This is a genomic window from Streptomyces viridosporus T7A, assembly GCF_008704515.1.
Classification (GTDB): domain Bacteria; phylum Actinomycetota; class Actinomycetes; order Streptomycetales; family Streptomycetaceae; genus Streptomyces; species Streptomyces viridosporus.
This window is the reverse complement of sequence record NZ_CP023700.1, coordinates 968,606-994,745: the sequence shown is the minus strand read 5'-3', so window position 1 is coordinate 994,745 and position 26,140 is coordinate 968,606. Positions and strand designations below refer to the sequence as shown.

The following is a 26,140-nucleotide window of genomic DNA, read 5'->3' as shown; positions in this document are numbered from 1 at the left end:
GGCGCCGCAGCACCTCACCCGCGCCGGCCGGTCCCGACGCGCTCGCCGGCCGGTGTCCCGGGAGGGCTCAGCCGGTCGGGCCCTCGGCCAGGAAGGCGGCCAGGCCGTCGAGGAGCATGGTGCTGCCCTGCTCGGCCATGTCGCGCTCCTGCGCCGTGTCGCACGTCTGGCGGAGCACGATCCGCGTCCGCCGACCGCCCTCCTCGGCGAGTTCCATGCTCATCGTGGTGGGTTCGGGCTTGCCGGGGACGTCCATGCCGAGCACCAGCAGACGGTTCTCGTCGACCTCGAGGTAGGAGCCGGTCAGCGGGAACCGGCCGCCGTCGGGGGTGAGCATCGTGGACTTCCACGCGCCGCCCGGCCGTACGTCCATCTCGACGGAGCCGGGGACGGCGTGGGCCCACCGGGCGTAGTGCCCGGGGGTGGTCCACGCCTGCCACACCGTGCCCGCGGGGGCGTCCAGCGTCCTGGTCAGCGTGTAGGAGAAGCCGTTGCCCGTGGTGGTCCGCTCGGTGCTCATGTCGTTGTCCTCCGCCTCGTGCCCGGTCGGGATCCGTCGCGTCTGTAGACGGGCGGGGGCCGGCGAAGTCATCGGTCGCCGGGCCCCCCGCCCGGCCCACGGGGACGAGCGCGGCCCGGGCGGTGGCCGAGAGCCGCGCCGCACCGGTACCGAAGGACCGGCCCGCTCGGTCTTCCGTCCGGAGGAGATCTTCCTTCCGAGGCCCGTTCGGGGCCATCCATCCCGCTGCCCTGGGTACCCGAGACGTCCCGGCGCGGGTCCGCCGCGCCCTTCCGGGACGGGAGGCTCCCCTGGCCGGTGTCGACCGATCGATCCGCAGAGTTCCCTCGAAGGCGCCGACCACCCCGCCCGCCGTTCCACCCCCGCACCGAGGAGCGGTACCGCAATGACCGAGTACGAACACTCACGCACGATGCCCGCCGCGCCGGAGCAGGTCTTCGACCAGGCGGCCAACGTCGACCAGATGAGCAGCTGGCTTCCGGAAGCCCTGCACCTGCACGCCGAGGACCTGCCCGCCGTCACCGTGCACGAGGACCGCTCGGACGAGGACACGGCCGCCCTGCTGCGGGCCCGGCGGGACCAGATGCGGCTCGAATGGGGCACGCGCGACCAGGGCGACTACACCGGCTGGCTCCAGGTGGCCGGCATCGACAGCGGGGCCAGCGAGGTCACGGTGCACCTGTCCTTCTTCGACGACAGCCACGACCCGGGCGAGCAGGTCGTGCGCGACGCCCTGGACACCAGTCTCCGGCGACTGGAGGAGCAGGTGCGGCTGCGCGTCGACAACGCGGCCGGCTGACCCGGACCGGGACGACGACATGCCTCGCCCGAAACAGTACGCGGTGGCCGCCTCCGGGCAGTGGACCGACGAGGAGGAGGGCCGTCGCAGGCTGCCCGCCGGTGAGGTCCACGCCTGGGAGCCGGGCCAGAACCAGACCGTCTGCGGGCTGTCCCTCAGCCGTTCGCGGCTGATCCGGTTCCCGCACGTCTCCTGGCCGGACACCTTCCCGGAGTCCGGGGGCGCGGCGGACCGGGTCCGGCGCCAGTGCCCGCGCTGCGCGTCCGTCGCCGGACGCCGCGGCGGTGACGCGCGTCCGCGGTGGCACCGCGTCAATCCGCGGCCGTGAACACGGGCCGTGGACGCCGGTCGTGGACGCCGGCTGCGCGACGCGCGGGACGGGCCGGTGGGGACCGCCCACGTCGCACCGGCCCCGCGCCGCTCAGCCCGCCCGGCGGGTCCGCACGGCCGTCCCGGCCTTCCACCGGTCCGCGGTCATCCGGCAGACGACCTCGATCCCCACCTCCGCGGGCGCGATCGGCCCCGCGGACACCGGCGCGCGCCCGACCTCCACGAACCCCAGGCGGCGGGCGACGGCTGCGCTGGCCGGGTTGGCGGCGTCGTGGCGGATCTCGACGCGGTCGACGCCCGGCAGCCGGAAGCCCTGCCGGACCAGAGCCGCCGCGGCCGCCGTGGCCAGCCCCCGTCCGGTCCAGTGGGGGTGGAGCCAGTAGCCGATGTCGAGTCCGCCCGCGCCGACGCGGCGGTAGAGCCCGCAGCTTCCGACCATCGCCCCGTCCGAGGTGATGGCGTAGGCGTAGGCCTCCCCGGTCTGCCACTGCTCCTGGTTCCGGGCGAGGAAATCGGCCAGCTGCTGCCGGTCGGGCGGGTCGGAGGCCCAGGGCATCCACGGCACGAGATGCTCCAGGGACTCGCGGATCATGCGTTCCAGGGCGTCGAGGTCATCCACGCGCCACCGGCGCAGTTCCACCCGCTCGCAGCGCAGGATCTCGGCAGGCTCTTCCACGCACCGGATGCTCTCGCAACCGGTGGACACCGGCAATGTGTTTTCACCGCCCGTACCGTGCGGCGACCGCCGTCCCGGCCGGTCTTCCCCGGGGGCACCACCGGTGAAGCCCCGGCGGGCGGGAGCCGCGCGGACGGCCGGGGCCGTGGCGCGCACGCGGAGGCGGACGGGGTGCGCACGCGGAAGCGGACGAACGGGGCCGCTCTGTCAGCCGGTTCGTCAGTCGAGCGCGATCCGCGCCGTTACCGGCAGATGGTCGCTGCCGGTGGCGGGCAGGGCGCGGATGCGGCCGACGGTCGCCGAGCGGGCCATGACCTGGTCGATCCGGGCCAGGGGGAAGGCGGCCGGGAAGCTGAAGGCGAAACCCCGCTCGGCCACGTTCATCCGTGAGGTCACGGGCGCCAGACCGCGGTCGTCGACGGTGCCGTTCAGGTCTCCCAGCAGGATGACGGTCTCGAGGTCCTCGGCGGCGAGGGCCTCGCCCAGCAGGCCGGCGCTCTCGTCGCGCCGGGAGGACGCGAGGCCGCCCGCCCCGACGCGGACCGAGGGCAGGTGCGCGACGTACGCCGCGACGTCGCCGTGCGGCGTGCGGACCACGGCGCGCAGCCCGCGCTCCCAGAACCCGGTGATCCCGCGGGGCCTGATGTCCAGCGGCCGGGCATCGGCGAGCGGATACCTCGACCAGAGCCCGACGGTGCCCCGGACCGCGTGGTACGGGTAGTGCGCGGCGAGGGTCCTCTCGTAGACCGGCAGGGCCCGGGGCACCAGCTCCTGCAGCGCGATGAGATCGGGCCGGGCGGCGGCCAGGGCGCGGGCCGTGCCCGCCGGGTCGGGGTTCTCGTCGCTGACGTTGTGCTGCACCACGACCAGGTCGCGCGCGCCCGGCCCGGACCCGGGCAGCAGCAGCCCGCCGAAGAGGTACGTCCAGGCCGCGACCGGCAGGAGCAGGGCCACCAGCGCCGTCGCGGAACGGCGCAGCAGCGCCGTGCCGAGCAGCCCCACGACCACGAGCCCCAGCCACGGCAGGAACGACTCCAGCAGACTGCCCGCGCGGCCCACGGAGTTGGGCACCATCCGGTGGAGGGCCAGGAGCCCGGCGGTCACCCCCGCGAGCGCGGCGATCACCCGCCCCCGCGTCCGGACCGGCCGGCCCCGCGTTTTCCTCGTGTCGCCCCCGCCCGGAGCCCACCGCTCCGCCCACCGGCGCGGTGCCGTCCGCACCGCCGGCGCCGTACCGCTGTCCACCCGACCCGCCATGGTTTCCCGTCCACTCGACCTCGTCCTTCAGGACGGGCCCGGGGGCGCATCGGTTTCCCGGAGACCGCCCCCACCGTGCCGCGGACCGGTCGGACCCGGGGAGGGCAGCCACCGGTGGAGGACGCGAGGACGTGAGCACGCGAGGACGTGAGGACGCGGAAGGGGCGGGAGGGCCGGCCGGCGCTCTTCGCGGGCGGCCTCCTCCGGGGACCGGGGCGAGGGCGTCGTGCGGAGTACCGCGGCGGCGCCCCCGAGGGCCGCACGACGGCGTTCCCCGGGCATCGAGGCCGCCCACGACCTCGGTCCGCCCCGGGAGTCCCGCCCTCCCCGCGCCCGCGCCCGCCCGGTCACCGCGCCGGTTTCACCCGCGAAGGAGGGATACCCGGTCCTCGATCCGTTCCCCACACATCCCGGGAGGACTCATGGCGACGGGTGAGACGGGATTCAGCGACCTGGTGTACGACCTCATCTCCGTCCAGTACCACTCGCTGAAGGCGGGCCACGATTACGGCCAGTACGTACGTGACGCGGAGAACGCGAACGAGGAGGAGATCGCCGACTTCTTCCGGACCGTCATGGAACAGGACGCGGAGCGTGCGGCCCGCTGCCACCGGTTCCTGGCCCGGCTGTCCGGCACCGAGAAGGCCGGCCCGGCGGTCGACTGACCGGTACGCGGACGAGGCGGGAAGCGCCGGCGCGCAAGAGGGGCCGGTGCGTTTCACGCCAGATTGGACGACGTCTCTTTCCGGCCGGATCCCGGCCGGACGGAGCGTCCCCCGTACGCGCCCCGCCGCACCGCGGACGGCCCCGTGCGGCGGGGCGCGCGCGGCCCCGGCCAGGCATCTGTCCGGTGACCGGGGGACAGGGTGCCCGCACCGTCCGGTCGCCGATGAGCGGACCCCGCCCTTCCACCCCATGGGTCTTCGCCTTTTCCGTGCGGCCGCACCCTGCTTTCCCGCTCGTTCGGGGCGTGGAAAACGGCCTGTTGGTACCGGTGCGTCTGTCCCGTCCGCAGGGGCCGTGTTCCCGTGACGTGGAAGAGGGCACTTGGCCCGTTGGCTCGGGGAGGGCGTTCGGCCGGCCGATGAAACGGCCGGTGAAAGAGGGGCGGGATGAGAATGGTTCGGGTGCTCGTGGTGCACGACGAGGGGCTCCTTCGTTCGGCATTGGTACAACTGCTCAGATCCGACGAGGCACTGGAGGTCTCGTCCCTGTGTCCCCGCACCGACGCACCGGACCACCGGGTGGGGCCGATGGACGTGTGCGTCGTCGACGGGGACCGTCTGGAGGGGGCGGGCGATGAGTGGGGCGCGCCCTTCAGGGCGCTGTGCGGAGACCGGCTCGTCGTCCTGGCGACCCCGGAACGGCCGGGGGTGCTCCACCGGGCCTTCGACGGCGGGGCGCTCGGTCTCGTCGACAAGAACGCCTCCGCCCAGCGGCTGATCACAGCGGTGCACACGGTCGCCCAGGGCGAGCGGTTCCTCGACGAGACGCTCACCGTGGCCCTGCTCAAGGGGGCCCGGATGCCCCTGACCACCCGTGAGCTGAGCGTCCTGTCCCTGGCCGCCGAGGGGGCGCCGGTGGCCGAGATAGCGGCTCGGCTGCACCTGTCGCGGGGCACCGTCCGCAACTACATGGCCACGGCGATACGGAAGGTGGGGGCGCGCAACCGGGTGGACGCGATCCGCATAGTCCAGAGCGGCGGCTGGACCTGACCGGGGCGGGGCGCGGGAAACGCGCCGCGCCCCGCGCGACGGGCGGCGGTCACGGCTCGCGGTGCCGGCCGCCGTTCCAGTGGCCCGTCAGGTCACGGTAGAGAGAGGAACGGGCCAGCACCTCCTGGTGCGTGCCGCACACCGTCCGCACACCGTCCAGCACCAGGACCCGGTCCGCCCGGACGGCGGACGACAGGCGGTGTGCCACCACCAGCAGCGTCCCCGGCCGCCGCGCGAGGGCCTCCTCCGCCCGCGCCTCCGACGCCGGGTCCAGGTGGCAGGTCGCCTCGTCGAGCAGCAGCAGGGGAGCGGCCGACAGATGGGCGCGCGCCAGCGCGACGAGCTGCCGCTCGCCCTGGGACAGCTCGTCCGGCCGCAGCGGTGCGTCCAGCCCGCCCAGGCGCTCGACCAGCGGCCGGAGGGCGAGGTCGCGGACGGTGGCGTCGATGTCGGCCCGGCACGCGTCCGGCCGCAGATAGGTGAGGTTCTCGCCCACCGTGCCGGCGAAGACGTACGCCTCCTGGGGAACCAGCGTGCGCAGGGCACCGAGCTCGGCAGCGGTGCGCCCGGCGACCGGTCGGCCGGCCACCCGCACCTCGCCGCTGCTGGGCGCGAGCATGCCCGCGACGAGGCGGGTGAGCGTGGACTTCCCGATGCCGCTCGGCCCGACGACGGCGATGTGCTCGCCCGGGGCGACGCACAGGTCGAGGGAGTCGAGGACGGGCTCCGCACGGACGCCGTAGGACAGGGTCACCGCCCGGAACTCCACCGCGGCGCCCGGCCGGCGGGCCGTGGGAGGGCCGGAGCGCGCGGTACGGACGGACCGCGGCACCTCCTCGGCCGCGGAGGGGGAGCCGCGGTCCGCGACCGGGGCCGCGGACGTGCCGCGGTCCGCCGGCGGGACGGCGCCGGCCGCCGGGGGACCCCCGGCCGGGGGCGCGGGCGCCGCCGGTGCCGGGCCGGTGATCCGGTCCACGACGACCAGCAGCCGGGACCCGGCCGCACCGAGCGCGGTCATCAGCGTGTGCACGGCGGGCAGCAGCGACTGGGCGAGATAGGTGAAGGCACCCAGCAGCGCCCCCGCCGTCACGCCCCGGCCGCGCAGCCACGGCACGGTCACCAGCAGCATCAGGACGGGCAGGTGGCCCGCGACACCGAGCGCCGCCGTGCGCACCGCCGCCCAACGGGCCAGGACCCGGGCCGACGCGGCGGCGTCGGCGACCAGTTCCGCGCCGCGCCGCGCCGTCTCGGGCCCGGTTCCACAGGCCGTGAGGTCGCGCAGCGCCGCTCGTGCGCGGGTCGCGTGGTCGCCCAGCGCCTCGTCGGCCGCCAGGGCCCGCCGCTGAGCCGCGGCCATGGGCCGCAGCGTCGCCAGGAACAGGGCCAGGCCCGCCAGCAGCGGCGGCAGGACCACCACGAGCAGGTCCGGGTGCAGCGACAACAGCCCCAGCAGGGCTCCGGCGGCGGTGAAGACGAACGAGCGCAGGGTGAGGACGAGACCGGCGAAGCTGTCCCGGGCGATCTCGACCTGGTTCGTCAGCCGGGAGACCGCCGCCCGGTCGGTCCCGCCCGGCCGGGCCAGCGCCCCGGCCAGGGACCGGTCGACCGCGCGCCGCACGAGGCCGTCGCGCAGCGGTTCCGTCAGCCCGGCCAGCTCGGCGAACACGCCCCGCATCACCGGAGCGCCGAGCAGCACGGCCACCGCGGCGACGGCGAGCCACCCCAGCCCCCGGCGGGTGTCGCCGGCGAGGAAGCCCTGGTCCACGGCGCGGGCGACACCGTGGCCCACCACGAAGGCCTGACCCGCCTCGGCCACCGACCAGAGCGCGAGCCGCGCCAGCACCCCCTTGCGGCGGGCGAGGAAGCGCCGGGCCGGCGGCACGGTCCGGCGCAGCGCCCCGGACCCGGCGTCCTTCTCCTGCGTACGGCTGCCCGCGGCGCCGGTCATGACCGCGCCCCCTCGGGCCGGGCCCCGCGGTCCCGGTGCGGCGCCGGGTCCTCGTCCCCACCGGAGCCGAACAGTGCCCGGTAATCGGGCTCCCGCCACAGCTCGTGGTGCGGCGCGACCGCCCGTACGCGCCCGTCCTCCAGCCAGATCACCCGGTCCGCGCGCGCCGCGACCGACGGGCGGTGCGCGACGACCAGGCGGGTCCCGGGCCGCACCGAGCGGCGCAGTGCCCGGTCCACCTCGTACTCCGTGGCGGTGTCCAGGCTGGACGTCGCGTCGTCCATGACCAGGAGCCGTCCCGCGTGCGCGAACGCCCGGGCCAGTCCGAGGCGCTGGTACTCGCCGCCCGAGAGCGGAGCCGACGGCAGCGGGGTGTCGTAACCGCGCGGCAGACGGCGTACGAAGGCGTCGGCGCCCGCGGCGCGGACGGCCCGCCGCACGTGCTCGGGCGGCACGTGCCGCGGTCCGGCGGCGACGGCCTCGGCGACGGTGCCCCCGCCCAGGACCGGACGCTCGAAGGCGAAGGCGATCTCGGTGCGCAGCGCCTCACGGCCCAGCCGGTCGAGGCGGACGCCGTCCAGCAGCACATGGCCCTCGTCGGGGTCGATCAGCCGGCCGGCCACGGCGGCCAGGACGGACTTGCCCGCCCCGCTGCGCCCGACCACGGCGGCGGTACTGCCGCCGGGCACCCGCACACCGTCCGCGCGCAGCACCTCCCTGCCGTCGCGCAGCACCCGCACCCCGCACAGTTCGAGGTCGCCCGGGCCGTCCGGGGGCAGGTCGCACGTCCCGTACGCCAGGGCGGGCAGCCGTTCCAGCGCCAGGGTGCGCTCCCGTGCCCGCCGTCCCCGCACGACCGCGCCCAGCAGTGTCGCCGCGCCGCCGACCCCGGCGGCCAGCTGGGCGTAGCGGCAGACGGCGAGCAGGTCGCCGACGCTCAGGGCGCCCGACGCGAGGCGCACGCCGCCGACGGCCGTGGCGGCCAGGACCAGCAGCGGCACGAGGACACCGCTCCTGGCCAGCGCCCGGCCGTGCAGCACCCACATCCGCCCGCCCAGCGCGCCGAGTTCCGCCAGGGGCGCCAGCACGCGCCGCCGTTCCCGTGCGCCCGTCCCGGCGGCGGCGATGGTGGCCGCCCCCTCCATGGCCTCCAGCAACCGGGAGGCGATCTGCGACTGCACCCGCTGGTAGGCGGCCACCGACGCACCGGTGTCGCGTGCGAACGCCCGCAGCACCAGCGCCAGCGCGGGCAGCCCGGCCAGGACGCACGCCGCCACCCACAGGTCGACGAAGGCCAGCGCCACGAGTGCGCCGGCCGGAGTGACGAGCGAGGCCGCCAGCGCCGCCCGGGCCGCGGGGACGCCTCCCGCGTCGGCGGCGTTGAGGGTGAGGCGTGTCCCGACGTCGCCGGGGGAGTACGGCCGCGCACGGTCCGGTACGCCGTGCAGCAGGCCGGTGAAGGCACGGGACCGGATCGACGCCGTCCATCCGGCGTTGCAGCGGCCGGTGAACAGCGCGGTGAGGCTGTCGAGCAGCACCTCGCCGACGAGCAGCGCGGCGCTCAGGGCCGGCCAGGGGCCCGGGTCGCCGCCGCGCAGCAGCAGGTCCAGGGTGTGGCCGAGGACGAGGGGCTGGGCCACCGCCGTCGCTGCCGCCGCGACCGAGCACAGCAGCACCAGCGCCGCGGGTGTGCGGCCCGGCTCCGGGCCGGCCCCGTCCTGGGCCGCGCGTGCCCGCCGCAGCCGGGTCTTGGTCGTGCGCACCAGCCGACTTCCCTCCGTCCGTTCCACGGTCCCGGGGGCGCCGGCCGGCATCGGCGTACTGGCCGGCGCACAGCAGCGGCGCCCCGGGCGGTGAGCCCGGGGCGCCGTTACCGAGCGGAGCGGTTCACCACGTCACCGCGGTGGGCCGCTCGAGCGTCAGTTACAGGTCGTGACGCTCAGGCTGCTGTCGCCGCAGAGCAGCAGGCTCGCGCGGCTGCCCGTCTCGACGTCCCCCATGGCCTCTTCCTTGGGGGTCTCCAGCGACTGCAGGTCGAACAGGTTCATGACGTCGTCCCTTCGTTCGGCAACGGGTTCTCTTTCACGGCCCCGGATGGGACCGGCTCTGGGGGCCGCCGCCCCTCGGGCGGCGGCGGGAGGAACGGCAACCCGGCGGGCGGGTCGCCGTACACGGAGGCGACGGCCAGCAGGCATCCGGCCGTCCCGGTGGAGAGGTCCATGGACAGGCGCATCATCTGCTCACCGGGGAAGGCGAGCCGGCCCCGGTAGGACATGGCGTGCCAGGACAGCGCGTCGAGTTGGCGCCGGACGGCCTCACGCCCCGTACCGGGCCCGGTGGCCGCGGTGCGTCCGAGGAAGAGCACCATCCCGGACACGCCCCGGTACAGTCCCGGCTGGGCGTAGAACATGGCCTGGGCCGCCGCCACGATCTCGTCCCTGGCCCGGGCGAACTCCTCGTCGTCGCGGTGGGCCAGGTAGTCGTCGAGCACCATGCCGATGCCCACGCTGCCCGCGCCCAGGTAGGGCATGGTGCGCCATCCCTCGTCGACCTGGAGGGCACCGCCCGCTCCCCGGACGCAGCGGGCGAGGTCCTGGCGCAGCGCGGCACCCGCGAGGTCCAGCAGGGCCGTGTCCCCGGTGCGTTCGTACAGCCGGATGAAGAGCAGGGCGCGTCCGGCCGCCCCGTGCAGCAGCCCCGCGCGGGGCGGCCGGGCCGGGGCCTCGCCCGCGGCCGGCGTGGAGCGCGCGGTCAGATCGACGCAGCGCAGGGCCGCCGAGCGGAGCGCGGTGTCGCCGGTGGCGGCGGCCAGTGAGTCCAGTACCAGGCCCAGCCCGGCGGTGCCGCTGTGCAGGTCCGCGGCGAGGTGGTCGAAGGACTGGTCGAGCAGCAGCTCGGCGAGGTCGAGCGCACGGTCGCGGTGACCGAGGTGCTCCAGGGTCCAGGCGATCCCGGCGAGTCCGTCGTGGAAGCCGAGCGGCATGCCCGACGGCGGCTGCTTGGTCCGCTCCAGCAGCCACTGCTCCTCGTCCTCGTGGCGTCCCGCCCCGCTCTCGGCCAGGGCGTACAGCACGCCGGCCGCACCGTGGCCGAACGCCAGTCCGCCGCCCGCCGTGGCGAACTGCGCGATGTCCCCGGGGAAGAGGCGGTCCGTGCGGGACGGTGTCGCCGACGCGCGGATCGCCGCGGCCATCGACTCCCGGCTGCGGGGCCAGTCGCCCGGCTCGACGGGGACGACCGGCTCCGGGTCCCGCGGCGCAGCGGGCGGGTCCGTGACGCCGTCCGTGATCTCCTCGACCGCCGCGTCCAGGAAGCCGCGTTCGACCGGGAACTGACGCGCCACCAGGTCGGCGAGGTGTCTCGCCTTGCGCCGGTCCAGCGCGAACAGGCTGGTGAGCGGGAGGAACAGCGCCAGCCGCAGACAGGCCAGCGCGTACCGGTCCACCGAGACCCCCCGCCGCCCGGGCGGCGCGACGAACCCCGGGTTGGCGACGGTCTGCCGGCCCGGCTCGTCGACGTGGTGCGCCGCCTCGAAGTCCAGCAGCGCGACGCTGCCGTCCTCGCGGACCATGATGTTGAACAGGTGCAGGTCGTTGAAGACCACGCCCCGGGCGTGGACGTCCGCGACGGCCCGTTCCACCCGGGCGTGGACGTCGAGGGCCCAGTCGGTGTACTCGGCCAGCCGCTCCTCGCCCGGGTCGGCCTCGATGAGCGGGTGACGGCGCGCGAAGAACGTGTTGAGCGGCTTGCCGTCGATGTGCTCCAGCACGAGGAAGTGGTGGTCCCCGACGGTCAGGTGGTCGAGCACCTCGGGTGTGCAGTCGAGGCCCGACAGGCGTTCCAGCGCCCGGCGTTCGCGGTGCAGCCGGGTCACCGCGTCGGCGCCGTCGGCGGCCAGTCCGGCGTGCGGACGGGCCTCCTTGAGGACCACCTGTGCGCCGGTGCGGGTGTCGCGGGCGAGGTAGACGCCCCCGCCGTTGGAGAAGTGCAGGGCCGACTCGATCGTGTACGGCAGGTCCGTCACGGTCACCGCGGCGCGGGCGTCCAGGTGCGGGCGCAGGAAGGCCGGCAGGGTCACCCAGTCCGGTATGCGGAAGACGGGACCGCGCAGGTCGGGCACCAGCACCCCGTCGGGGCGGGCCACGGCGGGCCGCAGCTCACCGCTCTCGTCGTAGCAGTTGCGGCGGGTGAAGCCGCCGTACCGGACGTGCACGGGACCGTCACCGAGCCTCAGGTCGCTCAGGATGTGGGGGCCGGGCTCCCCGGCCAGCAGGTCCGAGAGCTCGCCCGCGACGCGTTCGAAGTGCGCCTCGTCCGCCGGGTACACGGTGATGAACTTGCCGCTGCCGGCCCGGTCGGCGTACTTGGCGTTGCGCTGGTGCAGCAGATAGCGGCTGGGGACGAACTTGAAGGCCGTCCCGTGGGCGAGGCAGTGGGCGCGGACGCGCTCCAGCACGGACTCGGCGTTGTCGAGGCACGCGGAGATGTGGATCTTCCAGCCCTGATCGGGGAGGTCGGCGTCCACCGGCCGCAGGGCGAGCCAGTCCCCGCTCTCGTTCTGCTGCCATCCCGCCGGGACGGGCAGAGAGGCCGCGGCGTACCGGGACCGCCCCGCACCGGTGCGGGGAGCCGTGCGGTGCGGAGCGTCGTAGAAGTACGGGTCCGCGTCGCAGTACACGGCATAGCCCTTGTTCACGCCCTCTCCTTCCCACTTGTGGGTGACGGGAAGACGCTGTCACGCGGCGCGGTGCCGCGGACAGTCACCGCTGTCATGACTCCGATGTGCGGAACGCACGGGTAACTTCGCGGAAACGGCGTGCCGCGCCGACGTGCTGCCCGGCACCCGCCCGAGCGCACACGGGGTCAGGAACCCTCCCGACGCCCGGGCCCCATAAAGTGCCCCCATGTCTGCGACGTTGAATTCGAGGAGGGCCCGCGCCGCGCTCCGGGCCTCGGCGCGCCTCTCCGGCGAACTGCTGCTGGTCCTGGTGATGGCCGCGGTGGTCCTGTGGGTGGTGGGCTGGATGTGGCCGGTGGTCTGGCCGCTCGTGGTCGCGCTCCTCCTCACCACGCTCACCTGGCCCCTGGCCCGCTTCCTGCGCCGGCGCGGGGTGGCCCCGGCACTCGCCGCGTCCGTCGTGACCGTGCTGTTCCTGCTGGTGGCGGCGGGCACCGTGGCGCTGATCGCGGTGCCGGTGGCGTCGCAGTCCGGCGAACTGGCCGACGGTGTGGTCGAAGGGATCCGGAGGCTGCGCGAATGGGCCGCCGGACCGCCGCTGAACATCGACGACGATCAGATCGCCCATGCCTTCGACGCCGCCACCGCCCGCATCCAGGACAGCGCCGGATCCATCGCCAACACCGCCGTCACGGGGGTGAGCACCGTCTTCAGCGGTGTGGTCACGGCGGTGCTGGCGCTCTTCCTGATGTTCTTCTTCCTCAAGGACGGCCCGCGCTTCCTGCCGTGGCTCGGCCGGCAGCTGCCCGGCCGGCTCGCCACCGACATCCCGACCGTGGCCGCGCGGTGCTGGGACAGTCTCGGCGCGTTCGTACGGTCCCAGGCGCTCGTCGGCCTGCTGGACGCCGTGGGCGTCGGGCTGGGCCTGTGGCTCCTGGACGTCCCCCTGGTGCTCCCGCTCGCGGTGCTGACCTTCGTGGCCGCGTTCGTGCCCATCGTGGGCGCCCTGTTCGCCGGCTTCGTCGCGGTGCTCATCGCGCTCGTGTCGAACGGCCTGACGAACGCCCTGCTGGTGCTGGCCGTCATCATCGTGGTGCAGCAGCTCGAGGGCAACGTGTTCCAGCCGATCATCCAGAGCAGGGGGCTCGGCCTGCACGCGGCGGTCGTCCTGCTGGCGGTGACGCTGGGCGGAAGCCTGGCCGGCATCGCCGGCAGCTTCCTCGCCGTACCGGTCGCCGGGCTGATCGCGGTGATCTGGAACTATGTGCGCGAACAGCTCAGCGACCCGCCGCAGGACCCGGGGGCCGGTGTCCCGGACACCGGTGTCGGCGTCCCGTCGTAACGGCCCGCCCCCTCCGGCACTCCGCACCCGTCCCCGGCCCGACAGGAAGTTCCCGTGACGTACGACCTCACCGCCCTGCGCGCCCAGGTTCCCGCGCTGGCCGCCGGCACCGCGCACTTCGACGGCCCCGGCGGCACCCAGACGCCGCTGCCCGTCATCGAGGCGATCAGCGCCGCGCTGTCCCACCCCCTCTCGATACGCGGCGGGCTCCTGCCCGGCGAACGCAACGCGGAGGACATCGTCGCCGGAGCCCGCCGGGCCGTGGCGGACCTCCTGGGCGCCGACCCGGCCGGCATCGTCTTCGGGCGCAGCGCCACCCAGCTCACCTACGACTTCTCCCGCACCCTGGCCCGTGACTGGTCGCCCGGCGACGAGGTGGTCGTCACGCGGCTGGACCACGACGCCAACATCCGGCCCTGGGTGCAGGCGGCCGAGCGGTCCGGCGCCACCGTCCGGTGGGCGGACTTCGACCCGGTCACCGGAGAGCTGACCGTCGACGACATCCGGGCCGTGCTCTGCGAGCGCACCCGGCTGGTGGCGGTCACCGCGGCCTCGAACCTGATCGGCACGATCCCCCCGGTCGCCGAGATCGCGCGGGTCGTGCACGAGGCCGGCGCGCTGTTCTACGTCGACGGCGTCCACCACACCGCGCACGCCCGCGTCGACGTCGGGGCGCTCGGCGCGGACTTCTTCGTCTGCTCCCCGTACAAGTTCCTCGGACCGCACCACGGGGTCCTGGCCGCCCGCCCCGAACTCCTGGAGACCCTGCGTCCGGACAAGCTGCTGCCCTCCACGGACGAGGTTCCCGAGCGCTTCGAACTCGGCACGCTGCCCTACGAGTTCCTGGCGGGCACCCGCGCCGCCGTCGACTTCCTGGCCGGTCTGGCGGTGCGGCGGGACGGCAGCCGCCGTGAGCGCCTCGACACGGCGTTCGAGGCGATCGGGGAGCACGAGGACATGCTCCGGGACCGGCTCGAGAAGGGGCTGGCGGCCCTGGAGGAGGTCACCGTCCACTCCCGCGCGGCCCGGCGCACCCCGACCCTCCTGCTCACCTTCGAGGGCCACGACACCATGGACGCCCACCGGTTCCTGGCGGGGCGCGGCGTCCACGCGCCCTCCGGCAGCTTCTACGCGCTGGAGGCCTCCCGCCGTCTCGGCCTGGGAGACACCGGCGGCCTGCGCGTCGGCCTCGCCCCCTACACGGCCCCGGAGGACGTCGAACGGCTCCTGGAAGGGCTGGCGGCCTTCCTGGGGCGGAAGTGAGCGGCGACGGAGGCGGTGGGGACGCGGCGCCCGTGGCGTCCGGCCGCCCCTTCGACGGCCTGACCTACGGCACCCGCCGCGGGCACCCCGTCAGCGGGGAGGAGGCCTTCGTCGTGCACCGGGACGACGACGGCCGGGTCCACCTGACCCTGCGGTCCCTGACCCGGGCGGCTCCGGCGGCCCCGTGGCGGTTCCTCCTCCCCCTCCTCCTCCTGGCCCAGCGCTGCGTCCGCAGGCGGTACCTGCGCGCGCCGGCCTGAGGCCGGACGGCACGGCCGCACGCCGGCGCCGCCGGCGCCGCCGGCCCCGCGGCGCCGGCACCGCCTCGGTCCCGGCCGGGCACCCCCGGGTCCCGATGCGGCTCGGTCCGCCGGCGCGGGCCGAGCCGCATCGGGCGCGGGTCAGCCGGGCGGGCGGGACCGGCCGGTGTGATGCACCTCGGCGACGACCGCCGCCATCAGCTCGGGATCCAGTGCCGAGACGTCGGCGAGGCGGGTGGACGCGGTGAGGGAGTGCAGCAGCGTCTTGGTGACGCGCAGGGCCGCCGCCGACCGGCGCAGGAGGGGTTCGGCCCAGGTCATGACGGCGGCGTCGAGAGCGTCCTCGGCCACGATGTTCTGCAGGATCGACAGGTGGCGGGCCTCGTGGGCGCGGACGGGGCGCCCGGTGAGGACGATTTCGCGTACGCGGGCGGCACCGACCTCGTTGACGAGGCGGGGGAGGAGCCCGCCCCAGGCCGTGGGCAGGCCGAGCGCGAGCTCGGGCAGTCGGAAGGTGGCGGTGTCGGCGCCCACCCGCAGGTCGCAGGCGAGGGCGAGGGCGAAGCCGGCGCCGATGGCCCTTCCCTGGACGCGGGCGATGGTGACGGCGGGGTTGGAGGTGAGGGCGTCGCACACGCGCTGGGCCCGGACTCCGGAGGCCCGGATGCCGCTGCCGGTGGGGTCGTGGGCGAGGTGCTCGGAGAATTCGACGCGGTCACCGCCGAGGCAGAAGTCGCGGCCGGCGGCGGCCAGCACGACGACCCGTACCGCGGGGTCCTGCCCGTCGAGGACGGTGAGGAGGTCGTCCAGCATGGCGTCGTTGACGGCGTTGCCCTGTTCGGGGGCGTTCAGTTCGATGGTGAGGAGGGGACCCTGCCGGCGGGTGCGCAGGGTCTTGAGTATTCGGTCCACGGGGAGTTCGGCGAGGAGCGGGCTCATGTCGTGACTTTCAGGGAGGCGATACGGCGGAAGACGACACGGGAGGTGTCGTACTCGGGGGGTGCGACGGGCCGCAGGGTGGGGAATCGTTCCAGCACCTGGCCGAGCAGCTCACGGGCCTCCAGCCGGGCGAGGGCCGCCCCCAGGCAGTAGTGGGCGCCCCCGCCGAAGGTGAGATGGCTCCCGTTGCGCCGGATGTCGAAGACGTGGGGCTGCTCGTTGCGGCGGGGGTCGTGGGCGGCCGAGCCGTACAGGACGTGGACGGTGGTGTCCTTCGCGATGGGCACGCCCGCCAGGACGGTGTCGTCGGCGGCGATGCGGGAGTTGACGTGCACGGGCGGGTCGTAGCGCAGCGTCTCCTCGATCGCGTCGTCGATGTGCTCGGGGTGCCGGCGCAGCCAGGCCGCGCGGGAGGGCTCCTGGGTGAGGAACCACACGGCGTTGGCGAGCAGGACCGCGGTGGTCTCCAGCGAGGCGATGGTGATGAACATCGTCAGGTCGTAGATCACCTGGTCCGCGGTCGCCCGGTCGTCGGGGTACCGGGCGTCCCAGTGGTGGATCCAGCCGGTGAGGACATCGTTGCCGGGGCGTGCCCGCCGCTGCCCGATCAGCTCGGTGAAGAAGGCCCGCATCTCCAGTGTGGCCTGGGCCGACACGGCGAGTTCGCTCTTGGTGGGCAGCAGTTCCTGTGCGTAGACCTGACGGTGGGTGAAGTCCAGGATGTGCGCGAAGTGCTCCGGAGCGATGCCGAGCCAGTCGCCGACGGTGTGCATGGGGAGCTGCTCGGCGACGGTGTGGACGAAGTCGGCCTCCCCGTCGGCGCGCAGCCGGTCCTCGAGGTCGTCCAGGAGCCCGGAGGCCAGGGCGGCGACCCGGGGCCGCATGGCCTGGAGGGTGGCGCGGTCGAAGGGGTTGCCCAGGGCCCGTCGCTGGCAGGTGTGGGTGGGGGCGTTGAGACGGGGCAGGGTTCGTGTCATCTCCTGGGTGGCGGGGGCCTGCCAGCGCTCCATGTCGGGCTGGCGCTCCTGCCACGCGAAGTCCGGCACGAGCCAGGTCCTGCCCCGCAGGACCTGGCTGCACGCATCGAACCCGGTGACGAAGTAGCCGCCCCAGGGGGCGCGTACGACGTCTCCCAGGGAACGCAACTCCTCCCAGATGGGAAGGGGGTTGGCCTGCCCCTCACCGGAACGCAGACGGCGGAGGAGGGAGATGACGGCTCGGCGGTCGGTGGTGGTGCCGCGTATGTCGCCAACGGCGGTCACGCAGGGGCTCCTTTGCTGGTTCTACCGGTACCGCCGGAATCTACCCTTCCACCCTCCGGTGTCATGCGCCTCTGTGTGTTGCTCCTGTCACATGCAGTGCATCAGACACGGAAGATGTCCAGGAAACTGCTCCAGAATCCCTTCCTGCGTGCCGGGTCCTGCCGGACCGGTGCGGACGGGGCCGCCGGGAAGGGCTGCTCCGCCCCCGGCGCCGGGGGCCGGTTGCGGAGCGCGGCCGCCATGCGGGTGGCCGGCGTGGGGCTGAAGGTCACGGGCAGCGCGACGAGGGCGCGGTGGAACGGCCCGGGCCGCCACTGCAGGTCCTTCTCGGGCACGGCGAGCATCAGGTCGGGCAGTGCGTTGAGGAGCCGCTCGATCGCGGTGGTCGCGATGACCTGCGCCGGGTCCTTGGCGGGGCAGGCGTGCGGCCCGGCCCCCCACGCCAGATGGGCCCCCTTGCGGTGCGCGCGGCGGGCCTCGGCGAGTGCGGGGTCGCTGTTCGCCCCCGCGAAGGAGATGACGACCGGGGTGCCCGCCTCCACCACGTGGCCGCCGAGGTCGACGTCCTGGACCGGGTAGTGGGTGGCGTAGTTGGCGATGGGGGTCTGGTTCCACAGCACGTGGTCGAGCGCCTCCTCGATCAGCATGCCGCTCTGCCGGCCGCCCGCGCCGGACAGCAGCAGGACCAGCGCGTTGCCGATGAGGTTGCGCTCGGGTTCGACGCCGGCGCCCATCAGCATCACCAGTTGGTCCTTGAGTTCCTCGTCGGTCAGCCCGGCGGGATGCTGGATCAGCCAGGAGGTGACGTCGTCACCGGGCCGGCGCCGCTTGAGGGCGATCAGCTCCATGAGGCAGGCGGTGAGGTCCTCGTTGGCGCGCAGGGCGTCCTTGCCGTCGAAGATCGCCGACATGGAGGCGGTGAGGGTGTCGCCGATGTCCGCGGGGCAGCCGAAGAGCTTGTTGAACAGCAGCAGCGGCAGCAGTTTGGCGTAGTCGTTGAGCAGGTCGGCGCGGCCCCGCTCGCTGAACCGGTCGAGGAGGTAGTCGGCGATCGGCTCCACGTCCCGCCGGATCCGGGTCATGTTGAGCCGGGCCAGGCTGTCGGTGACCGCCTTGCGCAGCCGCAGGTGCACCGCGCCGTCGGTGAACAGGCAGTTGGGCCGGTAGGCCATCATCGGCAGGACCGGGCTGTCCATGCTGATGCTGCCCTCGTTCAGTGCCTTCCAGCGGCGGGCGTCGCGTGCGAAGAGCTCGGTGTTCTGCAGCACCCTCAGCGCCGTCTCGTACCCGACGACCAGGGTGGCTTCCACGCCCGGGGCGAGTTCGACCGGGCCGGCCGGGGCGTGGGCGCGCAGCCGGTCGTAGACCTGCTGCGGATCGTCGGCGAACGAACTGTCGTGCATGGGGCATCTGCCCGCGGTGGGCGGGGATGTCTGCTGAAGATCCATGACGTTTTCCTTAGTGAACCGGGAACCACCGTTCCCGGGCCGGGTGGGCGCGGGGCGGATCAGGCCGCGCGGTCGAGCAGGTGCCGGACCAGCGCGATCAGCGCCTCGGCGGAGGACCGCTGGTCGCGTGCGTCGCAGTAGACGACGGGGGTGTCCGGGAGCAGGTCGAGCGCTTCACGCACCTCCTCCTCGCCGTAGGCGGTCGTCGAGTCGAAGCAGTTGACGGCGATCGCGTACTCGAGGCCGTAGCGCTCGATGAGGTCGATGACGGGGAACGTCTCCTCCAGCCGTGCCGGATCGACCAGCAGCAGCGCCCCCAGCGCGCCGCGGGCCATGTCCTCCCACAACTGCATGAAGCGCTGCTGCCCCGGCGTCCCGAACAGGTACAGCACCAGGTCGTTGCTCAGGGTGAGACGGCCGAAGTCCAGCGCGACCGTGGTGGTCGTCTTGTCCGTCACGCCCCGCAGGTCGTCCACCTGGACGGACGCCTGGGTCATCTTCTCCTCGGTGCGCAGAGGAGTGATTTCCGACAGCGAACCGATGAAGGTCGTCTTGCCCACGGCGAAATGCCCGACGACCAGGATCTTGGCGGCATTGGTCACCGCGCTGGAGACGTAGATGGACCTCTGGGCCGTCTCAGCCGATGAGGGATTGGAGTCCATTCAGAACCTTCTCGAGGGTCGCTCTGTCAACGTTCTGGGCCCGGGGCGGTTCGGCACGGCGCAACAGATGCCCCTGTTCGAATAAATCGGTCAGCAGCAGCCGGGCCACTCCGACCGGCAGGCCGAGATGGCCGGCCACCTCGGCGACCGACAGGTAACCACCCGCGCACAGGTCCCAGATCGCCTTGACCTCGGGCCCGGCCCCCAGCGGAAGGGTCCGCTCGGGAGCCAGGGTGACCAGGGTGTGCAGCGCCAGATCGTCCGAGGACGGCAGGCTCCGGCCGCCGGTGATGACGTAGGAGCGGACGAAGTCACTGGTGACGGATGCTTCCTCGCCGGGCGTCGTCATACGTCGACACCGCTGTTCGAGCGTGGTGCCACGCTCATCGCCTTGCTCAGCGCCGCCACGGTCTTCTGCATGCGGAACGACATGGCCTCCATGTCGACGTCCAGGGCGGCGGACACGGCCAGATAGGCGCCCTGGCCGGCGGCGATGAGGAAGATCCAGCCGCCGTCGTACTCCAGCAGCGTCTGCTTCCAGATGCCGTGCCCCGCACCGACGAACCCGGCCACCGCCCGGCTGAGGGACTGCATGGAGCTCATCGCGGCGGCGTTCGTCTCCGCGTCGTCGCGCGAGATGTCGTCCGAACGTTGCAGCAGCAGGCCGTCACCCGAGACGAGGACCGCGTGGCGGGCACCACGCACCTCGAGCACGTCGTTCAGCACCCACGACAGGTCGGTGTTCACTGGTGGTCAGGTCCTTCCGTGGTGTTCGTGGTCCGTCCGAGCTGGGTGCCGCGCGCGAACGCACCCAGGCGGGACGCGGTCACCTCGCTGTCCGGCTCGGACGTCTGCTCGTCGGTCTCGGGTGCGGCCTGGGGCGAAGGCACCACCGCGATGGGTCCCTGGCGCCGGCGGCGCTTGGGCAGCCCGCCGGACGTCGTGCCCACCACGTGCGAGGGGCCCACCGGCACGGGGGTCAGCCGCTGGGGCGCGGCTTCCCGGGCCTCGGGCTCCCGGACCGGTTCGGCGGGCGTCGGACCGTCGGCCGACAGGAGACTTTCCGGTACACGGATCACTGCACGCACTCCGCCGTAGGGGGACACGGAGCCGACCGACACGGCGAAGCCGTAACGGGCGGCGAGCATGCCGCACACGGCGAAGCCGAAGTGGGGCGGGTCACCGAGCCCGGTGATGTCCACGGGGCCGTCGGCGGAGAGGAGGGTCGCCGCCCGGTCCTTGGTCTCCTGGTCCATGCCCAGCCCGGCGTCGTCGACGATGAAGCACACGCCGGTGGGGACGGCCTGGATGTTGACCTCGACCGGCGTGCCCGGGGCGCTGTAGGTGGTCGCGTTGTCGAGCAGCTCGGCCAGGACGACGGCCAGCGGCTCCACGGCCTTGCTGGAGACGGAGACGCTGGCCTGCGCGTGAATGCTGACCCGGTCGAAGTCCTTGATCCGTCCCTGCGCGCTGCGGGCCACGTCGTAGACGCTCGCCGCGCCCTCGCGCCGGCCCAGCCACCCGCCGCACAGCACCGAAATGCCCTTGGCCCGGCGGCCGAACTGGCTGCCGGTGTGGTCCACCGACATCAGGTCGGCCAGTACCTCGGTGTCGTTGCCGTACTTCTTCAGCAGTCCGTCAAGGAGCAGTTGCTGCTCCTCGGCAAGGGACTGCAGCGTTCCCATGGCCGACTTCAGCACGGCCTTGGTCGACGACTCGGCGTCGGCCCGGACGCCGGCGAGGTCGTCCTTGTGCTGCGTGTTCAGTAAGGCGATGTGTTCCTGGAGCCGGGCGACCTGTCCCTGGGCCTGACCCAGCCCGGTCTCCAGGTCGTTCTTTGTTCTTCGGAGCGCCAAGTTGGTTCTCCGTGCCCGCATCACCGCGAACACCGCAGCGATGAGCACCACAAGCAGGATCCACACCAGTGGATCCCGGATCAATGACGTCATGAGACTCTCTTGGAAGTCGCATCGCTTCAGGAGTGCCGGAGGTCCACCGAACCCTGTCGGGGTCCGTGCCGTCGAACGACGCGGGCCACAGGCGGACCAAGCCTGACTCCTTAGCGATGGGGCCTTAGAGACTGTCCCCCGTACGCGTTCATGACGCGCCGCCAGCCTGCTGAACGTCCGATGATCTTATCAGGCACATACAGGCAACCCGTCTGCCCGGGCGACTGGTTGAGGACCCTCACCAGACCCACACACGGCACCGCGGAACCGGGCCGGAAGATGTCCGCTTCCGGTGGTTCATCCGGTGAACGGGCCGTGGAGAACGGGGGCGGGGACGGGCCACGGGCACGGTGTTCACCGGTGCGCCGGTGACGCGGCGGGCGCACCGAGGACCACCTCGCCTCGGCGGGGCCGGCCACCGGGTGACCGGGTTCGCGCAGACGCTCGACGTCGCGGCGCACGGTGCGCGAACTGACGTCCGCTCGCTCGGCGAGCAGCACCCCGGGCCGGTCGCGGCGTGCCTGGAGCAGGGAGAGCAGGAAGAGCAGAGCCGGCCGTCGCGCTGGTGCCGTCGGCGTGACGGGGACCCCGCCCCGGGACGAGGACACGTCCTGACCGCTTCGGCTGCGACGGTTCTCCCGTGCCCCGACGAGCTCGACCGGAAGGACCGGCTCACCATGACCGCCGTCACCGCGTTCCGCTCCGCCCGGCGGCGGGCGGGCCGATCCGCGCGCCGCGCGGGCGACCGCGCGATCCGCGCCGGCCATGACGACACGCGGGCCGCCCCACGAGCAGGCCGGCCGGTGCCCGGCGAGCACACCCCGGGAGGGACCCCATGACCGTTCTCGACGACCGCGCGCTCAACCGGGCCGCACTGGCCCGGCAGTTGCTGCTCGAACGCGCCGGCCTCCCCGTGGCCGACGCCGTCGCGCACCTGTGCGGACTGCAGGCGCAGGAGCCGCAGGAACCGTTCGCCGGACTCTGGTCGCGGCTGCGCGCCTTCGATCCGGCGGAGCTGTCGGACCTGCTGACCGGGCGGCGCGTGGTGCGCACCCACCTCATGCGCCGCACCGTCCACCTCGTCACCGCCGACGACGTCCTGGCCTGGCGGGCCCGCCACGACACCATGCTGCGCCGGCGGGTCCTCGGCGCCTACCGCCGCGAGTTCGACGGAGTGGACCTCGACCGGCTCGCCGCGGCGGCCCGGGCGGTGATGGCCGACGGCGTGCCGCGCACGACGGCCGAACTCACGCGGGAACTCGCCGCACACCGGCCCGGGCCGGGCCGGCGGGCGCTGGGGGAGATGGTGCTCGCCGCTCTCGTCCCGGTGGTGCAGCTGCCGCCGCGAGGGCTGTGGCGCGCGAGGGCCGGGGTGCGCACCGTGCTGCTCTCCTCCTGGCTGGGACGCGAGATCGACCCGCCGTCCCCGGACGGCACCGATCCGGTCGGCCAGGCGCTGGTGCGGCGCTATCTGGCCGCGTTCGGCCCCGCCTCCCCGGCCGACCTGCGCGCCTGGTGCGGCCTGACCGGGCTGTCGGCCGCGATCACCGCCCTCCGCGAGGAACTGGTCGCCTTCCGCGACGAACGCGGCCGGGAGCTGCTGGACCTGCCCGACGCGCCGCGCCCGGACCCCGACACCCCCGCCCCGGTGCGGTTCCTGCCGGCGTTCGACAACGCGCTCCTCGCCTACCACGACCGCAGCCGGATCGTCGACGACGCCCACCGCGGCCTGTCGGTCGCCGGTGAACGCGTCGTCCTGCTCGACGGCCGGGTCGCCGCGACCTGGACCGTGGACGCCGGCACCGTGACGGTCGCCCCGCTGCGCCGCTTCTCCCGGGCCGACCGCACCGCCGTCGCCGAGGAGGGGAGGGCGCTGGCGTCGTTCCTCTCCGACGACGCGAGCCGTCGCGTCCGGATCTCCGCCTCGCCCCGCTGAGCGGCACGCCCGCGCGGCCCCTTCCGGGCCCGTTCGCCCGTCCCGCCTACTCCGGGGGCGTGGGCGTGTCGTGGGTGCGGTACATCGCCTGCACGTCCAGCTCCAGCTGGACGGTGGGGCCGACGACCGCGATGCCGCGGGCCAGCATCGAACGCCAGTTGAGCGTGAAGTCCTCGCGGTGCAGTTCCGTCTTCGCCAGGGCCGCGCAGCGCAGTTCCTGCCCGTAACCGCCGTTCACCGTCCCGAGGTAGGTGGTGTCGAGGCCGACGGAGCGGCTGGTGCCGTGCATGGTGAGCGTGCCGTGCAGGGTCCACTTGGAGCCGCCGCGGTAGACGAAGCGCGTACTGGTGAAGTCGATGTGTGGGTAGCGCTCGACGTCCAGGAAGTCGGCGGAGCGCAGGTGGTTGTCGCGGGTCTTGTTGCCCGTGGCGATGCTGGAGGCGTCGATGCGCACCGAGACCTGGGAGTCGGCCATGTCCGGCGCGACGCGGATGCCGCCCTCGAAGCGGGTGAAGCGGCCGTGGACATGGGCCATGCCCACGTGCTTGGCGATGAAGCGGATCGCGGTGTGCGGCGGATCGAACAACCAGGTGCCGGCCGGCGGGAGCTCCAGCCGGCGGGCGGACTCCAGCGCGATGCGGGCCGGGGGGAGGGCCACACCGGCGGTGATGCCGATGGTCTCGCGGGCGGGTGACAGGCCCTCGGCCGCGGTCATCACGCTGTAGGTGCCCGGCGGCAGCGTCGCGACGTAGAGGCCGTACGGGTCGGTGGTGCCCTGGGCCGCGACCCGGTGGCTGTCCATCGCGGTCACCGTGACCTCGGCTCCGCCCATGGGCTGCCCCAGGGGGTCGACGACCTCGCAGCCGAACGCCCCCGCACCGGGCGGCAGGGGGACCGTCAGGCCGTGGGCGGCGTCGGAGCCGTGGGACCGCAGGCGCCGGAGCATTCCGAGGACCATGGTGTTCACCTTTCTTGACACGTGTCACCCTCGCGGGCCCGCCTCCTCGGATGCGTTCGCGGTCGCCAGGATCATGGAAACAGGAAGCCGGCACGAAGGGCGCAGTTCGTCAACGATCATAAAGGTTTTAGCGTGAAGCTTTTGCTCACCGGTATCGGGCCGGATGCGGCCTTCCCCTCGACGGGTTGATTTCCACAGCTCAGAAGGACTTCTCAAGGCGGCGTCACATCAGGTGCAGATGATTTGCACAACTGCTGCGGCAAAGAACGACCGAAGTTTCACCGTACTTCCGCACGGCTTGCACGTCCGGACCCCCGACACCGTCACCACGGGCCCACGGCGAGCGGCCGTGGGCCCGTGCGGAACCGGCGTCTCCTCCCGGGCGCGGAGGGGCCGGCCCCTCCGCGCCCCGCTCGGCGGACGTCAGCCCTCCTCTTCCTCCTCGCCCTCGAAGAAGTCCCCGACCTCGTCGACGACTTCGGCCGCGACCATGCCGCCGACCACACCGACCGCGAGTCCGGCCGCGCCCGCGGCGACGACGGTGCCCATGCCGGGGCCGGAGCGGTGACCGTCGTGGTGAGGCGCGTGCCCGTCGTACCCGCCGTGGCCGTACGCGGAGGGGGACCCGTACGACGCCCGGTGCTCGACCAGGTGCCGGACCCAGCCGTCGACCAGGGCGGTCCAGTCCTGGTGCCCCTCCTCGGCGCGGGACACGGTGAAACGGGTCAGCGCGTCGTGCCCCCCGGAGAAGAAGCCGCCCCGCTTGTCGGCCTCCAGGACGACCTCCAGGCCGCCGGGGCCGGCGAGGAAGGTGACCTCGAGCTCGTTGACCCGGTCGGCGTACTGCGGGGCCGGGGTGAGCTCGATCTCCTGGTAGAAGGGCAGCTGCTGTCCGGTGCCGCCGATCCGGCCGTACTCCAGGTCGGCGGACCGGAAGCCGAAACCGAGCCCGCCGAGCGCCTCCAGGATCGCCTCCTGGGCGGGCAGCGGGGCGACGGACAACTGGTCGAGGTCGCCCTTGTCCTTCGCGCCGGCCACCGCCAGCTCGGTGCGCACGCCGAGCACGATGCCCAGCGGCTGCCCGTACAACTCGGTGATCGGCGTCTCCCACGGCAGCGTCACGCCGAACGGCACGCTCCGCTGCTCGCCCGCGGCGAGCCGGAACCCCCCGCCGACGGTGAACCGGTCGAAAGCGACGACCCCCTCGCTCTCCCCTTCGTCGTGCTCGGCCTCGACCCGGGCCACCAGCTCCAGGGTGATGTGGTCGATGTCGAAGTCGGCGTCACCGCCCTTGAGGTGGACCTGACCCGACAGGGTGCCGCCCGGGCGGGCGGCACCGGGGTCGAGGACCGTGTCGACGGTGGGTCCGCCCACGCCGAGCGAGGCGAGCAGTCGTTTGAACACCATCGTGGCGTCCACTCCTTCAACGTGCGTGTTGTCCTTGGGGCGGGTGCCGGCGGCCCGCCCGGGGACACGGCACCACGACGGCTCACGGGCCGGTCGCGTCGTGCGGGAACCGGCCCGTGAACAGTGCTTCTACAAGCACGTAGAAGCATAGGGCCGTTCGGGGCCGGGGAGGACGCGCTTCCCGCCCGGAGCACCGAAAAGGCCGAAACCGGTTCTCGCGTTGCGCCCGGACGGCCCGCCCCGCACCTCGCGGATCCCGATCCGCGGCCCGCGGTCAGTCGATGACCGCCGTGGCTTCGACCTCGACCAGGTGCTCGGGCACGTCCAGGGCCGCGACGCCCAGCAGCGTGGCCGGCGCGGCCGGGGTCACTCCCAGCTTCGCCGCCGCCCGGGCGATGCCCTCCAGGAGCAGGGGCATCTTGTCCGGGGTCCAGTCGACGACGTGGACGGTCAGCTTCGCCACGTCGTCGAAGGAACCGCCGGCCCCGGCCAGGGCGGCGCCGACGTTGAGATAGCACTGCTCCACCTGGGCGGCGAGGTCCCCCGCGCCGACCGTGACCCCGTCGGCGTCCCAGGAAACCTGCCCGGCGATGAAGACCAGTCTCGACCCGGTCGCGATCGACACCTGGTGATACACGTCGATCTCCGGCAATCCACTGGGATTCACCAGGGTGATGGTCATGCCGTCCTCGCCTCCTCGTGGTGGGAGCCCGAGGGCCTGCCCGGTGCGGACCCGCTCCTCGCGTGCTCTCCTGTGGTTACTCGGAAACCGTAGGAGAGCGAGGGCTGAC

The 26,140-nt window shown here is 73.8% G+C and carries 25 protein-coding genes and 1 pseudogene; 8 read left to right on the top strand and 18 right to left on the bottom strand.

The window, feature by feature from the left end; genetic code table 11:
• Positions 1 to 67: 67 nt before the first annotated feature.
• Positions 68 to 520, bottom strand: a complete 453-nt coding sequence (locus CP969_RS04745; protein ID WP_016827677.1) for an SRPBCC family protein — start codon at positions 518 to 520, stop codon at positions 68 to 70.
• 385 nt (positions 521 to 905) lie between these two features.
• Here CP969_RS04745 and CP969_RS04740 point away from each other — a divergent pair, with 385 nt between their 5' ends.
• Together CP969_RS04740 and CP969_RS04735 are read left to right on the top strand one after the other, a co-directional pair.
• The gene (locus CP969_RS04740; protein WP_004992214.1) at positions 906 to 1,319 is read left to right on the top strand and encodes an SRPBCC family protein; all 414 of its coding nucleotides are present in this window, start codon (positions 906 to 908) and stop codon (positions 1,317 to 1,319) included.
• 19 nt (positions 1,320 to 1,338) lie between these two features.
• A complete protein-coding gene (locus CP969_RS04735) occupies positions 1,339 to 1,647 on the top strand; it encodes a hypothetical protein (protein WP_004992215.1) in 309 nt (102 codons plus the stop codon).
• A 93-nt stretch (positions 1,648 to 1,740) separates the two neighbouring features.
• Here CP969_RS04735 and CP969_RS04730 read toward each other — a convergent pair whose 3' ends face one another.
• Together CP969_RS04730 and CP969_RS04725 are read right to left on the bottom strand one after the other, a co-directional pair.
• Complete coding sequence (locus tag CP969_RS04730) at positions 1,741 to 2,325, bottom strand: GNAT family N-acetyltransferase (RefSeq protein ID WP_039831769.1); 585 nt, start codon at positions 2,323 to 2,325, stop codon at positions 1,741 to 1,743.
• A 219-nt stretch (positions 2,326 to 2,544) separates the two neighbouring features.
• Entirely contained in the window at positions 2,545 to 3,399 is an 855-nt protein-coding gene (locus CP969_RS04725) for an endonuclease/exonuclease/phosphatase family protein (protein WP_451636899.1), read from the bottom strand.
• A 605-nt stretch (positions 3,400 to 4,004) separates the two neighbouring features.
• On the opposite strand from CP969_RS04725, the gene CP969_RS04720 reads away from it, so the two are divergent.
• Together CP969_RS04720 and CP969_RS04715 are read left to right on the top strand one after the other, a co-directional pair.
• Positions 4,005 to 4,247 (top strand): hypothetical protein, encoded by a 243-nt coding sequence (locus CP969_RS04720; protein ID WP_004992224.1) that lies wholly within the window; start codon positions 4,005 to 4,007, stop codon positions 4,245 to 4,247.
• 453 nt (positions 4,248 to 4,700) lie between these two features.
• Positions 4,701 to 5,297 carry a response regulator transcription factor gene (locus CP969_RS04715; RefSeq protein WP_026085422.1) on the top strand — a complete coding sequence of 199 codons (597 nt, stop codon included), beginning with the start codon at positions 4,701 to 4,703 and terminating at the stop codon, positions 5,295 to 5,297.
• A gap of 49 nt (positions 5,298 to 5,346) precedes the next feature.
• On the opposite strand, the gene CP969_RS04710 is transcribed toward CP969_RS04715, so the two are convergent.
• The 4 genes from CP969_RS04710 to lanKC all read right to left on the bottom strand — a co-directional run bounded on the left by CP969_RS04710 (position 5,347) and on the right by lanKC (position 11,941).
• Positions 5,347 to 7,245: an ATP-binding cassette domain-containing protein gene (locus CP969_RS04710; RefSeq protein ID WP_016827682.1), complete on the bottom strand. Its 1,899-nt coding sequence runs from the start codon at positions 7,243 to 7,245 to the stop codon at positions 5,347 to 5,349.
• Positions 7,242 to 9,008: an ABC transporter ATP-binding protein gene (locus CP969_RS04705; RefSeq protein WP_016827683.1), complete on the bottom strand. Its 1,767-nt coding sequence runs from the start codon at positions 9,006 to 9,008 to the stop codon at positions 7,242 to 7,244. Before CP969_RS04705 ends, CP969_RS04710 begins: the two co-directional genes overlap by 4 nt.
• Positions 9,009 to 9,164: 156 nt before the next feature.
• Positions 9,165 to 9,293, bottom strand: coding sequence for a mycelium formation morphogenetic lantipeptide SapB (gene ramS, locus CP969_RS04700; RefSeq protein ID WP_016827684.1), 129 nt, complete (start codon positions 9,291 to 9,293; stop codon positions 9,165 to 9,167).
• Positions 9,290 to 11,941, bottom strand: coding sequence for a class III lanthionine synthetase LanKC (lanKC, locus tag CP969_RS04695; RefSeq protein WP_016827685.1), 2,652 nt, complete (start codon positions 11,939 to 11,941; stop codon positions 9,290 to 9,292). The genes ramS and lanKC overlap by 4 nt, the downstream gene beginning before the upstream one ends.
• Positions 11,942 to 12,149: 208 nt before the next feature.
• Here lanKC and CP969_RS04690 point away from each other — a divergent pair, with 208 nt between their 5' ends.
• Genes CP969_RS04690 through CP969_RS04680 form a run of 3 tightly spaced genes read left to right on the top strand, consistent with a single transcriptional unit; the run spans position 12,150 to position 14,788 of the window.
• The gene (locus CP969_RS04690) at positions 12,150 to 13,265 is read left to right on the top strand and encodes an AI-2E family transporter (protein WP_016827686.1); all 1,116 of its coding nucleotides are present in this window, start codon (positions 12,150 to 12,152) and stop codon (positions 13,263 to 13,265) included.
• A gap of 54 nt (positions 13,266 to 13,319) precedes the next feature.
• Positions 13,320 to 14,528, top strand: a complete 1,209-nt coding sequence (locus CP969_RS04685) for a cysteine desulfurase-like protein (protein WP_016827687.1) — start codon at positions 13,320 to 13,322, stop codon at positions 14,526 to 14,528.
• Complete coding sequence (locus CP969_RS04680; RefSeq protein ID WP_016827688.1) at positions 14,525 to 14,788, top strand: DUF1990 family protein; 264 nt, start codon at positions 14,525 to 14,527, stop codon at positions 14,786 to 14,788. Before CP969_RS04685 ends, CP969_RS04680 begins: the two co-directional genes overlap by 4 nt.
• 141 nt (positions 14,789 to 14,929) lie before the next feature.
• Here the strand turns inward: CP969_RS04680 and CP969_RS04675 are convergent, their stop codons facing one another.
• The 8 genes and pseudogenes from CP969_RS04675 to CP969_RS04640 form a co-directional block, all read right to left on the bottom strand.
• A complete protein-coding gene (locus CP969_RS04675; protein ID WP_004992247.1) occupies positions 14,930 to 15,727 on the bottom strand; it encodes an enoyl-CoA hydratase/isomerase family protein in 798 nt (265 codons plus the stop codon).
• Complete coding sequence (locus CP969_RS04670) at positions 15,724 to 16,989, bottom strand: cytochrome P450 (protein ID WP_016827689.1); 1,266 nt, start codon at positions 16,987 to 16,989, stop codon at positions 15,724 to 15,726. Before CP969_RS04670 ends, CP969_RS04675 begins: the two co-directional genes overlap by 4 nt.
• A gap of 101 nt (positions 16,990 to 17,090) precedes the next feature.
• Positions 17,091 to 18,392, bottom strand: coding sequence for a cytochrome P450 family protein (locus CP969_RS04665; protein WP_016827690.1), 1,302 nt, complete (start codon positions 18,390 to 18,392; stop codon positions 17,091 to 17,093).
• Positions 18,393 to 18,496: 104 nt separating this feature from the next.
• On the bottom strand, positions 18,497 to 19,099 hold the full coding sequence (locus CP969_RS04660; RefSeq protein WP_026085425.1) for a GTP-binding protein: 603 nt from the start codon (positions 19,097 to 19,099) through the stop codon (positions 18,497 to 18,499).
• Positions 19,074 to 19,448 carry a DUF742 domain-containing protein gene (locus CP969_RS04655; RefSeq protein ID WP_004992252.1) on the bottom strand — a complete coding sequence of 125 codons (375 nt, stop codon included), beginning with the start codon at positions 19,446 to 19,448 and terminating at the stop codon, positions 19,074 to 19,076. Before CP969_RS04655 ends, CP969_RS04660 begins: the two co-directional genes overlap by 26 nt.
• Positions 19,445 to 19,846 carry a roadblock/LC7 domain-containing protein gene (locus CP969_RS04650; protein WP_004992255.1) on the bottom strand — a complete coding sequence of 134 codons (402 nt, stop codon included), beginning with the start codon at positions 19,844 to 19,846 and terminating at the stop codon, positions 19,445 to 19,447. Before CP969_RS04650 ends, CP969_RS04655 begins: the two co-directional genes overlap by 4 nt.
• Positions 19,843 to 21,048 (bottom strand): ATP-binding protein, encoded by a 1,206-nt coding sequence (locus CP969_RS04645; RefSeq protein WP_004992260.1) that lies wholly within the window; start codon positions 21,046 to 21,048, stop codon positions 19,843 to 19,845. The genes CP969_RS04650 and CP969_RS04645 overlap by 4 nt, the downstream gene beginning before the upstream one ends.
• Positions 21,049 to 21,461: 413 nt before the next feature.
• Positions 21,462 to 21,596, bottom strand: a pseudogene (locus tag CP969_RS04640) (helix-turn-helix domain-containing protein); the annotation flags it as partial.
• Positions 21,597 to 21,883: 287 nt separating this feature from the next.
• Between CP969_RS04640 and CP969_RS04635 the strand changes: the two are divergent.
• A complete protein-coding gene (locus tag CP969_RS04635; RefSeq protein WP_016827693.1) occupies positions 21,884 to 22,984 on the top strand; it encodes a winged helix DNA-binding domain-containing protein in 1,101 nt (366 codons plus the stop codon).
• A 46-nt stretch (positions 22,985 to 23,030) separates the two neighbouring features.
• Here the strand turns inward: CP969_RS04635 and CP969_RS04630 are convergent, their stop codons facing one another.
• The 3 genes from CP969_RS04630 to CP969_RS04620 form a co-directional block, all read right to left on the bottom strand.
• Positions 23,031 to 23,942, bottom strand: coding sequence for a YceI family protein (locus tag CP969_RS04630; protein ID WP_078495539.1), 912 nt, complete (start codon positions 23,940 to 23,942; stop codon positions 23,031 to 23,033).
• A gap of 423 nt (positions 23,943 to 24,365) precedes the next feature.
• Positions 24,366 to 25,349 (bottom strand): sporulation protein, encoded by a 984-nt coding sequence (locus tag CP969_RS04625; protein WP_016827695.1) that lies wholly within the window; start codon positions 25,347 to 25,349, stop codon positions 24,366 to 24,368.
• A gap of 274 nt (positions 25,350 to 25,623) precedes the next feature.
• Positions 25,624 to 26,031 carry a RidA family protein gene (locus tag CP969_RS04620; RefSeq protein WP_004992276.1) on the bottom strand — a complete coding sequence of 136 codons (408 nt, stop codon included), beginning with the start codon at positions 26,029 to 26,031 and terminating at the stop codon, positions 25,624 to 25,626.
• Between the last annotated feature and the right edge of the window lie 109 nt (positions 26,032 to 26,140).